The following is a 12966-nucleotide window of genomic DNA, read 5'->3' as shown; positions in this document are numbered from 1 at the left end:
GCGCCTCAGCGGCGGTGCAGCGTCAGCGGCAGGCGTGTCAGGTCTTCCTCGCGCGACGAGGGACCGACCTGCACCTCGAAATCGCCCGGCTCGATCACCTCGCGGCCCCGGGCGTCGACCAGCCGGAAGGCCTCTGGGGGCAGCGTGATCACCACCTCGCGCGATTCGCCGGGGGCGAGTTCCACCCGGGCGCAGCCCTGCAGCGAGCGCTGCACCCAGGTCACCGAGGTGACCAGGTCGCTGACATAGGCCTGCACCACCTCCACGCCGTGGCGCGCGCCGACGTTCTGCACGGTCACGCGCAGCGTCACCGGCTCGCCGATGGGGACCTCGCGGGCGTCCAGCCGCGCATCTCGCCAGGCAAACCGGGTGTAGCCCAGGCCATGCCCGAAGGGCCAGCGCGGGGCCTGCGTCAGGTCGGCGTAGCGGTGGCCGTGCTGGCCCCGCACCTGGCTGTAGAACACCGGCTGCTGCCCCACGTGCACCGGCATCGAGATCGCCAGGCGGCCGCTGGGGTTGAGCTGTCCGAACACCGCCTCGGCCACGGCCTGGCCGCCGCACATGCCGGGATTGAAGGCCTGGAGGATGGCGCGCGCCCGCCCGGCCGAGCGCGGCAGCACCAGCGGCTTGCTGTTGACCAGCACCAGCACGAAGGGGCGGCCGCAGGCCGCCAGCGCATCCAGCAGCGCCACCTGTCCGCCCTGCAGCTCCAGCGTGGCGGTGGACAGGGTCTCGCCCACCAGGCTCAGGTGGTCACCGACGACGGCCACCACCACATCGGCCTGCGCCGCCAGCGCCATGGCCTCCTCCACGCCCTCGGTGCCCTCATCGGTGATGCGGCAGCCCGGCGCATGCAGCACCTGCAGGCCGGGCGGCGCGAGCTGGCGCAGGCCGTCCAGGACGGTGGTGACGGTCTCGCGCGGGTGCTGGCCGGCCTCGGGCGGGTGCTGGCAGGAGCCCAGCGACCAGTCGCCCAGCTGCTGCAGCGCGTCGTCGGCGTTCGGTCCGATGACTGCGATGCGGCGCAGCGCGCCGGGGTCCAGCGGCAGCAGGCCGTCGTTGTGCAGCAGCACCAGGCTCTGGCGGGCCGCGTCGAGGTTGATCGCGCGGTGGGCCGCGCAGCCGGTGCGGCGTGCGGCTTCGGCCAGGTCGGCGCGGCGCGGCTGCTCGAACAGGCCCATCGCGAACTTCAGCGCCAGCAGGCGCGCGCAAGGGGCGTCCAGGTCGGCCTCGGTGATCAGCCCCCTCGCCAGGGCCTCGCGGGCGCCGTCGAAGAAGTCGGGCGTGACCATCACCAGGTCGTTGCCGGCTTTCAGGGCCACCGCGGCGGCCTCGGCGCGGTTGGCGCAGACCTGCTGTTCGTGGACCAGGCGGCCCACGTTGTCCCAGTCGGTCACCAGCACGCCGCGAAAGCCCCACTCGTCCTTGAGCACCTCGGTCAGCAGCCAGCGGTTGGCGGTCGAGGGCACGCCGTCGATCGACTGGTAGCCGGTCATGAAGGTCATCGCCCCGGCCTGCACCGCGCGGCGGAACGGCGGCAGGAAGTAGCTGCGCAGCTTGCGCGGGCTCAGGTCGGCCTCGGAGGCGTCGCGTCCGCCCTGGGTCTCGGAGTAGCCGGCGTAGTGCTTGGCCGTGGCCAGGATGCCCTCGGGATCGGCCAGGCCGGCGCCCTGGTAGCCGCGGATCATCGCGGCGCCGAGTTCGCCGATCAGCCACGGGTCCTCGCCGAAGGTCTCGCCGGTGCGCCCCCAGCGCAGGTCGCGGCTCAGGCACAGCACCGGGGAGAAGGTCCAGTGGATGCCGGTGGGCACGACCTCGCGCGCGGTGACGCGGGCCACCTGCTCGATCAGCGCCGGGTTCCAGCTGCAGGCCAGGGCCAGCTGGGTGGGGAAGATGGTGGCGCCCTGCCAGAACGAGTGGCCGTGGATGGCGTCCTCGCCGATCAGCAGGGGAATGCCCAGGCGGGTGGTCGCGGCCAGGTCCATCGCCCGGTTGGCCTTGTCGCCCAGGATGTGCAGCAGGGCGCCGGCGTGGCGCGCGGTGACGCAGGACAGGTCCTCGCCGCGGGCGTCCCACATCATCAGCTGGCCGATCTTCTCGTCGACCGTCATGCGCGCCAGCAGGTCGGCCACGCGTTCGGCGACGGGCCGCGTCGGATCGCGGTACGGCAGCGGGGCGCTCATCGTCGTGTCCCTCATGCCAGCACCGCCGGCGCGGCGTGTTCGCCCACCAGCGGCACGCGCCGCCCGTCTGGTCCGAAGGCGTGCAGGCGCTGGGCCGGCAGCCCGAAGCGCACGCCGTCGCCCAGCCCGACCTGGGCCGGCCCCGGCAGCAGCGCGCACCAGCGGCGGCCGGCGCCGGCGATCCACAGCAGGTGCTGGCTGCCCAGCGGCTCGACCAGTTCCACCGTGCCCTGCAGGGGCTGGCCCGGGGCGACGATCAGGTCTTCCGGCCGCACGCCCAGCGTCAGCGCTGGCGCATCGCCCACGGCCAGCGGCCAGGCCAGGCCAGGCGCTTCGAAGCGCTCGCCGCGCACGCTGCCGTCGACCAGGTTGATCGTCGGCGAGCCCACGAAGGCCGCGACATGGCGCGTGGCCGGCGTGTCGTAGACCTGGGCCGGCGTGCCGATCTGCTCGATGCGGCCCTGGTTCATCACCACGATGCGTGTGGCCAGCGTCATCGCCTCGACCTGGTCGTGGGTGACGTAGATCATGGTGTTGCGCAGCTGCGCGTGCAGCAGCTTCAGCTCGCGCCGCAGTTCGGCGCGCAGCTTGGCATCGAGGTTGGACAGCGGCTCGTCGAGCAGCAGCACCTGGGCCTCGCGCACCAGCGCCCGGCCGATGGCCACACGCTGGCGCTGGCCGCCCGAGAGCTGGCCCGGCCGGCGGTCCAGCAGGGCCTCGAGCTGCAGCATGGCCGCGGCCTTGGCCACGCGCTCGGCGATCTGCGGCCTGGCCATGCCGGCCATGCGCAGCGGAAAGCCCAGGTTGTCACGCACGCTCAGGTGCGGGTACAGCGCATAGCTCTGGAAGACCATGCCGACACCGCGTGCGCTGGGCTCGGCATGAGTCATGTCCTGCCCGCCGATGTCGATGCGCCCGCCGCTGATGGCGTTCAGGCCGGCGATGCTGTGCAGCAGTGTGGACTTGCCGCAGCCCGAGGGCCCCAGCAGCACCAGGAACTCGCCCGGCTGGACATCCAGGTCGAGCTGGGGGATGACCTCGACGTCGCCGTAGCGGATCTGCAGGCCTTGGATGTGGACGCGGCTCACGGGCGGACGCTCAGCTTTCCTTGTAGATGCGGACCCAGTCGACCAGCATGCGGGCCGGGAAGACCGTGCTCCCATTCGGCGGACCCGGCCAGTCACCCCCGACGGCCAGGTTCAGGATGAGGAAGAAGGGCCGCTCGAACACCCAGGGCGCACCCGGTGGCAGCGAGGCCGGCGTGAGGCGGTGGTACTCGATGCCGTCCACCTGCCAGATGATCTCGTTGGGGCGCTTGATCAGCGTGAACACGTGGAACCTGTCGGCCACCGGCGTGCCGAACTGGCGCGGCCGGCCGATGCCGCTGCCGCCGGAGTAGCCCGGGCCGTGGGCCGTGCCGTAGGTGGTGTTGGGCTCCTTGCCCACGTACTCCATGATGTCCAGCTCGCCGGCTTGCGGCCACGGCAGATTGCTGTCGCCCAGGCTCCAGAAGGCCGGCCACAGGCCCACGCCGGCCGGTACCCTGATGCGTGCCTCGACCTTGCCGTAGGTGTAGCTGACCTTGCCCCGGGTCAGGATGCGTGCCGAGGTGAACTCGCACGGGCGGCCGTTCCAGCACGGGCCGGGGTTGACCGCCCGCTCGGCGCGCAGCACCAGGCGGCCCTTGCCGTCGTGGAAGGCGTTTCTGGGCGCTGCGGTGTAGTACTGCAGTTCGTGATTGCCCCAGCCGCCCGCCTCGGCGTTGCCCAGGTCATTGCTCCAGACGCTGGGCTGCGGCGGGCTGCCGGCCGCGGCGTTGAATTCGTCCGACCAGACCAGCGTCCAGCCGGCGGGGGCCGCGTGGACCGCGCCGCCGCAGCAGCCCAGCAGGGCGCCGGCCAGCAGCATGGCCAGGCCTCGGCGCTTGATCCAGGGCCTGTGGAGGGTGGGGGTCGGTGCCAAGGGGCGCATCGGTGCTCCTGAGGGGGGTCGCGGGGGCCGCGTTCAGCCACGGCCAGCCTGGCAGGCGTGCAGAAAGGCCTGCAGCCAGCGCGCGCTGGCCTTGGGCGTGCGGGCCAGGGTGGTGTAGTCGACATGGACGATGCCGAAGCGCTTGGCGTAGCCGCTGGCCCACTCGAAGTTGTCCATCAGGCTCCACACCATGTAGCCGGCCATCGGCACGCCGCGGTCGAGGGCATCAGCCACCGCCGCGATGTGGTGGCGCAGGTAGTCGGTGCGGTCCTGGTCGTGGACCGTGCCGTCAGCGGCCACCGGGTCGGGAAAGGCGCCGCCGTTCTCGGTGATGTGCACCGGCGGCAGCCCGGGGTAGTCCGCCTTCAGCTGCAGCAGCAGGTTGGTCAGGCCGCGCGGGTAGATCTCCCAGCCCATCGCCGTCACCGGCCGGCCGGCCGCCTGGGGATCGACCGGCTGGCCCTGCGCACTGACGATGTGGCGGGTGTAGTAGTTGACGCCCAGGTAGTCCATCGGCTGCGCGATGTCCGCCAGGTCGCCGGGCTGCACCTTCGGCGCATCGGGACCCAGGTCGGCCCAGACGTCCTCTGGGTAGCGGCCCGTGAACAGCGGATCGGTGTACCAGCGGCGGGCATGGCCGTCGGCCAGACGGGCCGCTGCCCGGTCTTCGGGACGGTCGGTGGCGGGCTCGCACGGGGCGATGTTGAGCACGATGCCCAGCGGCTCGCGGGCGCCTTCGGCACGCAGGGCCTGCAGGGTCAGGCCGTGGCTGAGCAGCAGGTGGTGCGAGACCTGCATCGCCAGGCAGCGGCTCTTCAGGCCCGGCGCGAACACACCCTGCTCATGGCCCAGCGTGGCCACCACCCAGGGCTCGTTGTGCGTGGTCAGGCCGGCCAGTCGATCGCCGAAGCGGGCCTGGATGCCGCGGGCGTAGTTGACGAACTGGTGCACGGTGTCGCGCGAGCCCCAGCCGCCCTGGTCCTGCAGCGCCTGCGGCAGGTCCCAGTGGTTGAGGGTGGCGAAGGCGCGGATGCCGCGGCGTGACAGGCCGTCAAGCAGACGGTCGTAGAAGGCCAGGCCCGCCGGGTTCCACGCCCCTTGTCCCAAGGGCTGCACGCGGGGCCAGCTGATCGAGAAGCGGTAGCAGGCCACGCCCAGCGAGGCGATCAGGTCGAGGTCCTGCTCCAGGCGGTGGTAGTGGTCGCAGGCGATGTCGCCATGGCTGCCATCGGCGATGGCGCCGGGCTGACGGCAGAAGGTGTCCCAGATCGATGCGCCCCGGCCACCCACCTGGGTGGCGCCTTCGATCTGGAAGCTGCTGGTCGCCACGCCCCACAGGAAGTCGGGCGGAAAGCGCTGGGCCAGGGCCTGGAGGGAGTCGGACATCACTTCACGGCGCCAGCGGTCAGGCCGGCAATCAATTGACGGGAGAAGACCACGAAGAGGATCAGCAGCGGCACCGTGGCGATGGCCGAGCCGGCCATCAGCGCACCCCATTCGGTGTTGACCGTGCTCTGCAGGCTGCGCAAGGCCAGCGGCAGCGTGTAGCTGTCGGCCTGGCGCAGCACCACCAGCGGCGCCATGAAGTTGTTCCAGGAGCCGATGAAGGTGATCAGGCCCAGCGTGCCCAGGGCGGGGCGCATCAGCGGCAACGCCACATGCCAGTAGATGCCCAGTTCGCTGCAGCCGTCGATGCGCGCGGCCTTCAGCAGCTCGGGCGGCACCGCGGCGGCGGTGAACTGGCGCATCAGGTAGATGCCGAAGGCGCCGGCGGCACCGGGGACATAGAGCGCGCGGTGGGTGTCGATCCAGCCCAGCGCGTCCATGACCATGAAGTTCGGGATCATGGTCATGAACGGCGGCACCAGCATCGTGCCCAGCACCAGTGCGAACAGGGCCTGCTTGAAACGGAACTCCAGCAGCGCGAAGGCATAGCCGGCCATCGAGCAGAACAGCAGCGTCAGGCCGGTGGACATCAGCGCGACATACAGGCTCCAGCCCAGGTTCTTCCAGAACGGAATGCGGCCGGCCAGCACACCGACGTTGTTGAGCAGTTCCTGGCCGAACCACAGCGGCGGCGGCAGGTTGAAGATGGCCGTCTTGCTCTGCGTGGTGAAGACCGCCATCAGCCAGAACGGCGCCAGCATGACGAGGGCGCCCAGCGCGACCACCAGGTAGGCCGGGGCGCGGCTGAGGAGAAGCGGTGAGGGGCGCTGGCTCATCCGCGCTCCCGGAAAGCCCGGTTGGTGAGCCAGGTCAGCACCGCCAGCAGCGCGAACAGCAGCCAGGACATGGCGCTGGCCGCGCCGAAATCGCTGAAGTCGAAGGCCAGCCGGTAGACGTACATGGCCACCGTCATCACGGCCTGGTCGGCACCGCCGCGGCCGTTGGTGAGGATGAAGGGTTCCTCGAACAGCTGCATTCCGCCGATGATGCTGAGCGTGACGGCAAACAGCGCCATCGGCCGCAGCGCCGGCAGCGTGATGAAGCGGAACTGCGACCAGGCTCCGGCGCCGTCCAGACGAGCGGCCTGGTAGAGCTCGCGCGGGATGGTCTGCAGCGCCGCCAGGTACAGCACCACGTTGAACCCGAGGTAGCGCCAGAAGATCACCATCGCCACCGCGGGCTTGAGGGTCTGGGGCTGCCACAGCCAGTTCACCGGATCGATCCCCAGGAGCCCGAGTCCGGCGTTGATCAGGCCGTAATCGGTCGACAGCATCGAGGTGAACATCATCGCGATGGCCACCGACGAGGTGATGTAGGGCAGGAAGTACAGGGCCGAGACCCCGTGGCCCCAGCGGCCGCAGGCGCGGTCGATGAAGACGGCCAGCGGCAGCGCCAGCAGGTGCTGCGGCAGCGCCGACACCACCGCCAGCCACACGGTGTTGCGCAGCGCCTTCCAGAACCAGCCGTCGCCGAGCACGAAGAGCAGGTTGTCCAGGCCGGTGAAGCGCATGGCCTCCAGCCCGGCGGTGGGTTCCCAGGTCTGGAAGGCCATCCACAGGCTGAACAGCAGCGGAAACAGGCCGAAGGCGGCGAACAGCACCAGAAACGGAGCCACCAGCAGGTAGGGCGCGTATCGCTGGTGCCAGGGGCGGGCGCTCGGCTGGGTCATGGTCAGCGCTGGGCACGGTGGCGCAACAGGGCCTGGGCATCGGCCAGGGCCTGGGCCACGGGCTTGCCGTAGATCAGCACGTTGTCCAGTTCGCCATTGACCACCTCCTCGGCGAACTTGTGCTGGCGGTGCAGCGGGCGCGGCGGGATGCGGCGCGCCGCGTCGCGCCACTGCTGGCGCGCCAGCTGGCCGCCCAGGAAGGGCACGGGCTGGTCGAAGAAGGGGTCGTCCTGGGCGTCGAGCAGGGCCGGGAAGGCGTCCTGGCTCTTGAAGGCCCGCAGCTGCAGCGCGCGGTCCATGGTCAGCATCTGCACCAGCGACCAGGCCAGGTCGCGGCGGGCCGGGTCGGCGCGCCGCGGCAGGGCGTAGTAGGTGCCGCCGTAACCGATGAACACGCCCTCGGGCAGCGGGCTGCTGCGCCACAGGCCCTGGGTCTGCGGCGCGACCCAGTTGGCCATCTGGCCGGCCATCCAGGCGCCCGACAGTTCGGTGGCGATGCGGCCGCGGCGCAGGTGTTCGGCCCAGTCGTTCTGCCAGGTGTCGACGACGGCATCGAGCTTGGCGCGGCGCATCTCGCGCGCCAGCTCGAACGCGCGCCGGAAGATCGGGCCGTCCACCCGGGGCTGGCCCTGCTGGTCGAAGTAGACGCTCTGGCCGGGCGGGGCGCCCGTCAGCGCGACGATGTCCTTCAGGTAGCGCGCATGGGCCATCAGGTAGGCGCCGGTGCGGGCCTTGATGCGCTCGCCGGCGCGGACGTAGTCGTCCCAGCTGCGGGTGAGTTCGTCGATGCCCACGCCGGCCTTGGCCAGGATGTCCTGGCGGTAGAACAGGCAGCCCGGGCCGATGTCGGTGGGCAGCGCCACCAGCGCGCCGTCGCGGTTGCGCGCCTGCTCGAAGGCGAAGCTGACGAAGCGCGGCTTCAGGGCCTCACCGTCGTACGGCGCCGCGGACAGCGGCAGCAGTCCCGCGCCCATCGCGAATCGACCCAAGTAGCTGGCTTCCAGGGCCATCACGTCCGGCAGGTGGCGCGATCCGCCCCCGGCCGTGGACAGCGCGGTCGTCATCGCCGTGTGGTGGTCGTCGTACTGGCGGCTGATGACCTCCACCTCGACACCCGGATGGTGGGCCTGCCAGGCCGGCAGGGCCTCCTTGACGATCTGGTCCACCAGCGGATACGCCGCCACGACCAGCTTGCCGGCGGCCGCGGCCTGCACCGGGGCCCCCGCCAGCGGCCAGCCGACGGCCAGGCCCAGGCCCTGGGTCAGCCAGCGTCGGCGCGAGCGGTGAACGGGGTGCATCAAACGGGGAGGCGTCAGTGGTCACGCTCAAGATGAAAGCGCTTTCAGTCATTCTCGGCGCGGCGCTCGACCCGCGTCGACCGCGGAAACCCTAGGTTTGCGCGGGGCCTGGCACGCGGCGGGGCGAGCCTACACTTCAGTGCTTTGGACGGCACCGCTGCGCGGACGCATCGCCTTGAGTTCCCCGAAACCGCCGAAGAAAACGCATTCAGTTGTCCCTGGCCAGACGGTCACGCTGGAGCAGGTGGCCGCGCATGCCGGGGTGTCCCCCAGCACCGTCTCGCGCATCCTGAATGGCACGGCGGTGGTCAGCCCGGCCAAGAAAGCCGCGGTCGAGGCCGCGATCCAGGAACTGGGCTTCCGCCCGAACCCGGTGGCGCGTGGCCTGGCTGGCGGCCGCACGATGAGCATCGGCGTGGTCACGCAGATCATCAGCAGCCCGTTCTACGGCGAGGCGCTGCTGGGGATCGAGGAGCAGCTGGAGCAGGCCGGCTATGTGCCGCTGATCGTCAGCGGCCACTGGCGGGATGTCGACGAGCGCAAGGCCCTGCAGACCCTGCTGGCCCGCCGCGTCGACGGCCTGATCGTGTTCGCCGGGCGGCTGTCGGCGGCCGACCTGCTGCAGGAGGCCGCCGGCCTGCCGCTGGTGGTGATGGGCCGCCAGGTGCAGGGGCCGCAGGCCTTCAGCTTCAGCTTCGACAACCGCAAGGGCGCGCGCCTGGCGACCGAGCACCTGCTGGCGCAGGGGCACCGCCGCATCGCCTTCGTGATGGGCGACCCGGTGCACGACGATGCCGCTGACCGCTACCAGGGCTACCTCGACGCGCTGGCTGCCGCCGGTCTCGCGGCGGACCCGGCGCTGCTGACGCAGGGCGACTACACCGAGGGCGGGGGGCTGCTGGCCATCACCCACCTGCTGGCCCGCGGACAGTCGTTCAGCGCCGTCTTCAGCTGCAACGACCAGATGGCCATCGGCGCCGCCCATGGCCTGCGCCGCCATGGCCTGCGGGTGCCGGACGACGTGTCCCTCGTGGGCTTCGACGACGTCGTCCTGGCGCGCTATGCGATGCCGCCGCTGACCACCGTGCGCCAGTCGATGCTGGACATGGGGCACCAGGCCGCCAAGGCCGTGCTCGACCAGTTGGCGGGACGGCCCCCCCAGGTCCAGCTGCCGGCCCCGGAGCTGGTGGTGCGCGACAGCACCCGGCGCCTGGCGCGCTGAGCGTCACCCGCGACCAGCGACCGGCGACCTTCGGCACAGCGTCGCATTCTCGCCAACGCAGCACAGGACCTAGGGTGTTGCCTAATTTGAAAGCGCTTGCAGATGGTTCATCCTTACGCTGTTTGAAACCGCTTTCAGAACTCCTCGGCGCAAAGCCGGACAGCCCACTTCAACAACACTGGAGACATCACGATGCACCGACGCCACCAATTGGCCCGCCGCACCTGCGTGGCAAGCGCCGTGGGTCTGCTGTTCGCCGGCGCGGCTGCGCGGGCGCAGCAGGCGCCTGCTGCCAACGACCCTGAACCCCAGAAGATCGAGGTCACCGGCATCCGCAAGAGCCTGGAGACCTCGGTCGAGCTCAAGCGCGGCGCAGCGGGTCTGGTGGACGGCATCGTCGCCGAGGACATCGGCAAGTTCCCCGACACCAACCTGGCCGAGTCGCTGAGCCGCATCAGCGGCGTCTCGATCGAGCGCAGCAACGGCGAAGGCACGCGCATCTCGGTGCGCGGCATGGGCCCCGACTTCAACCTGGTGCTGCTCAACGGCCGGCAGATGCCGGGCTCCAGTTTTGACGGCGGCGCGCCCAGCTCGCGCTCCTTCGACTTCTCCAACCTGGCTTCCGACGGCGTGGCAGCGCTGGAGGTCTACAAGACCAGCCGCGCCAGCAGCCCCACCGGCGGCATGGGCGCCACCGTCAACGTGCGCACCCAGCGCCCGTTCGACATCAAGGACACCATCGCCTCGCTGGGCGTGAAGCTGGTCAACGACACCACCGCCAGCAACCTGCCCAACGAGATCCAGGGCAAGCGGGCCACCCCCGAGCTCAGCGGCATCTACAGCACGCAGTCGGCCGACGGCACCTTCGGCATCGCGCTGATGGGCACCTACCAGGTGCGCGACTCCGGCTACAACCAGGCCGGCGTGACCAGTGGCTGGAAGTCCTTCGACGGCAAGGTGGACAACGACTGGGGCGGCGGCAACGCCCAGTGGGGCGGCCTGCCGCCGGCCTCGTGGGGCGCGATCAAGAACCGCCCCACCGCGGACTCGATCTACAGCGTGCCGCAGAACATGAACTACTCGTTCACCAGCGTGCACCGCGAGCGCATCAACGGCCAGGCGGTGGTGCAGGTCAAGCCGACGCAGGACATGGTCGCCACGCTGGACTTCGTCATGTCGGAACAGAAGTTCCGCCAGCGCCGCAATGACATCTCGGCCTGGTTCAACTACGGTGGCCAGTTCGGTGAATACCAGACCGGCTCGCCCTCGTCGCCGATCATCTACGGCGAGACCATGACCAACTCCGACGTGGCCATGGGCACCTCGCGCACCCAGACCAAGGTCAAGAACGAGCAGATCGGCCTGAACCTGAAGTGGAAGGCCAGCAACGCGCTGAACTTCGACTTCGACGTCCACCACTCCACCGCGACCTCGGGCGCCGATGACCCGCTGGGCACCAACGTCGTGATCGGCACGGCGTCGATGAACCGCGGCGACACCTACGTCGACTTCAGCAACAAGTTCCCGGTGCTGAACATCAAGGGCGGCGCCCTCAATCCCGCGCTGCAGCAGCTGCAGGGCTCGGTGTTCGGCAACAGCTACCAGAAGAACGAGATCGACCAGTTCCAGGCCAAGGGCAAGTGGAAGATCGACGGCGACAGCAGCCTCGACTTCGGGGTGTCGCTGACCCAGGTGAAGAACCGCTCGGCCTTCGCCAATGTGCAGCGCGACTCCTGGGGCGACGGCGCCGCGGGTGGCCCGGCCGCGATGCCGGACAACATCTGGCGCGCCGACTCCATCGGCAAGTACTTCAGCAGCATCCCGGGCTCGAACGACCCGCGGCTGTACAACCAGTTCTTCGCCTTCAACTTCGACGACGTGCGCAACGCCGCGATCAAGGCGCTGGGCTCGGACGCGCTACTCAAGGCCTCGTTCAACTTCAAGGACGACTACCGCACGACGGAAAAGTCCGACGCGCTGTTCGTCCAGTACAACCGCGGCTTCGACTGGATCGTGCCGATCGACGTTGCCGCGGGCCTGCGCTACGAGCGCACCAAGGTCACCTCGCCCAGCGTCGAGTCGGTGCCGACCGTGGTCAGCTGGGTGGCCGACAACGAGTTGCCGATCACCTTCAACGGCACCACCTCGGGCCAGCGCTCGGGCAGTTACAGCTACGCGCTGCCCTCGATCGACCTCAGCGCCGACCTGACCACGGACTCCAAGCTGCGCCTGAGCTATGGCAAGACCATCGGTCGTCCGGGCTGGTCCGCGATTCAGGGCGGCCGCACGCTCGACGGACTGGCGCGCATCGGTGGGGGCACCGGCTCGGTGGGCAACCCCAGCCTGAAGCCGCTGCAGTCGATGAACCTGGACCTCGCGTTCGAGTACTACTACGCCCGCAGCAGCTACGCGGCGGTCAGCCTGTTCAACAAGCGCATCAAGGACTACAACGAAGGCGTGGTCACGCCGCAGACCATCCCCGGCCTGACCACCCCGATCGGCGGCGCCTACTACCGCCAGGCCATCGCGCAGGGCGGCTGCGCGGCCAGCGACTCGGGCTGCATCCGCCAGTGGATCTTCGCCAACCTGGCCGGCAGTCCGGGGGTCGATGCGGTCAACAAGATCATCACCGGCCAGCCTGGCGACCCGCTGATCAGCTTCAACCTCAGCACCTTCCAGAACAGCGCGCGCAAGAGCACGATCAACGGCATCGAGCTGAACGCGCAGCACATGTTCGGCAAGTCGGGCTTCGGCCTGTCGGCCAACTTCACCAAGGTGAAGTCCGACCGCACCTATGACAACAACAAGGTGGGGGCGCAGACCGATGTGCTGACCGGCATGGGCGACTCGGGCAACCTGGTGGGCTTCTACGAGAACGACGAGGCCAGCGTCCGCCTGGCCTACAACTGGCGGGGTCAGTTCCTGGTCGCCAACTTCGGTGGCGCCGAAGGGGCCCAGCCGCTGTATGTCGAGCCCTACGGCCAGTTCGACCTGAGCGTGGGCTACAGCCCGATCAAGAACCTGCGCCTGCAGTTCGAGGCGATCAACCTGACCGACGCCTACGTGCGCACCCACATGCGCAACGAGAACCAGCTGGGCTCGGTCACGCAGCTGGGTCGTCGCTACACGATCGGGGCGCGCTACAAGTTCTGAGCGCCCTGATCGCCGGCGCCCGGG

At 70.0% G+C, this 12966-nt stretch carries 9 protein-coding genes; 2 read left to right on the top strand and 7 right to left on the bottom strand.

Translation table 11 applies throughout. The annotated features are described in order from the left end of the window. Positions 1-5 precede the first annotated feature (5 nt). The 7 genes from KAK03_RS07580 to KAK03_RS07550 are packed head-to-tail and all read right to left on the bottom strand — an operon-like array spanning position 6 to position 8567. Entirely contained in the window at positions 6-2183 is a 2178-nt protein-coding gene (locus tag KAK03_RS07580; RefSeq protein ID WP_210852960.1) for a glycoside hydrolase family 3 N-terminal domain-containing protein, read from the bottom strand. A gap of 11 nt (positions 2184-2194) precedes the next feature. Next, on the bottom strand, positions 2195-3271 hold the full coding sequence (locus KAK03_RS07575) for an ABC transporter ATP-binding protein (protein WP_210852958.1): 1077 nt from the start codon (positions 3269-3271) through the stop codon (positions 2195-2197). 10 nt (positions 3272-3281) lie between these two features. Further along, a complete protein-coding gene (locus KAK03_RS07570; protein WP_210852956.1) occupies positions 3282-4154 on the bottom strand; it encodes a glycoside hydrolase family 16 protein in 873 nt (290 codons plus the stop codon). Between the two features lie 33 nt (positions 4155-4187). Then, a complete protein-coding gene (locus KAK03_RS07565; protein ID WP_210852954.1) occupies positions 4188-5540 on the bottom strand; it encodes a GH1 family beta-glucosidase in 1353 nt (450 codons plus the stop codon). After that, the gene (locus KAK03_RS07560) at positions 5540-6376 is read right to left on the bottom strand and encodes a carbohydrate ABC transporter permease (protein WP_210852952.1); all 837 of its coding nucleotides are present in this window, start codon (positions 6374-6376) and stop codon (positions 5540-5542) included. The genes KAK03_RS07565 and KAK03_RS07560 overlap by 1 nt, the downstream gene beginning before the upstream one ends. Beyond that, on the bottom strand, positions 6373-7269 hold the full coding sequence (locus KAK03_RS07555) for a carbohydrate ABC transporter permease (protein WP_210852950.1): 897 nt from the start codon (positions 7267-7269) through the stop codon (positions 6373-6375). Before KAK03_RS07555 ends, KAK03_RS07560 begins: the two co-directional genes overlap by 4 nt. Before the next feature lie 2 nt (positions 7270-7271). Continuing rightward, entirely contained in the window at positions 7272-8567 is a 1296-nt protein-coding gene (locus tag KAK03_RS07550) for an extracellular solute-binding protein (RefSeq protein ID WP_210852948.1), read from the bottom strand. Positions 8568-8742: 175 nt separating this feature from the next. Between KAK03_RS07550 and KAK03_RS07545 the strand changes: the two genes are divergently transcribed. Beyond that, entirely contained in the window at positions 8743-9789 is a 1047-nt protein-coding gene (locus KAK03_RS07545) for a LacI family DNA-binding transcriptional regulator (RefSeq protein ID WP_210852946.1), read from the top strand. A 192-nt stretch (positions 9790-9981) separates the two neighbouring features. After that, complete coding sequence (locus KAK03_RS07540; protein ID WP_210852944.1) at positions 9982-12942, top strand: TonB-dependent receptor; 2961 nt, start codon at positions 9982-9984, stop codon at positions 12940-12942. Positions 12943-12966 lie beyond the last annotated feature (24 nt).

The organism is Ideonella alba (assembly GCF_018069845.1).
In the GTDB taxonomy this organism is placed as follows: Bacteria; Pseudomonadota; Gammaproteobacteria; order Burkholderiales; family Burkholderiaceae_C; genus Ideonella; species Ideonella alba.
Note: the sequence above shows the minus strand (reverse complement) of the source record. Positions and strands in the feature narration are given on the sequence as shown.

Bases quoted from the DNA above. Each gene is read 5' to 3' on its own strand.
- KAK03_RS07540 (WP_210852944.1), top strand. From the start codon at position 9,982: ATGCACCGACGCCACCAATTGGCCCGCCGCACCTGCGTGGCAAGCGCC.
- KAK03_RS07550 (WP_210852948.1), bottom strand. From the start codon at position 8,567: ATGCACCCCGTTCACCGCTCGCGCCGACGCTGGCTGACCCAGGGCCTG.
- KAK03_RS07555 (WP_210852950.1), bottom strand. From the start codon at position 7,269: ATGACCCAGCCGAGCGCCCGCCCCTGGCACCAGCGATACGCGCCCTAC.
- KAK03_RS07565 (WP_210852954.1), bottom strand. From the start codon at position 5,540: ATGTCCGACTCCCTCCAGGCCCTGGCCCAGCGCTTTCCGCCCGACTTC.
- KAK03_RS07570 (WP_210852956.1), bottom strand. From the start codon at position 4,154: ATGCGCCCCTTGGCACCGACCCCCACCCTCCACAGGCCCTGGATCAAG.
- KAK03_RS07560 (WP_210852952.1), bottom strand. From the start codon at position 6,376: ATGAGCCAGCGCCCCTCACCGCTTCTCCTCAGCCGCGCCCCGGCCTAC.
- KAK03_RS07580 (WP_210852960.1), bottom strand. From the start codon at position 2,183: ATGAGCGCCCCGCTGCCGTACCGCGATCCGACGCGGCCCGTCGCCGAA.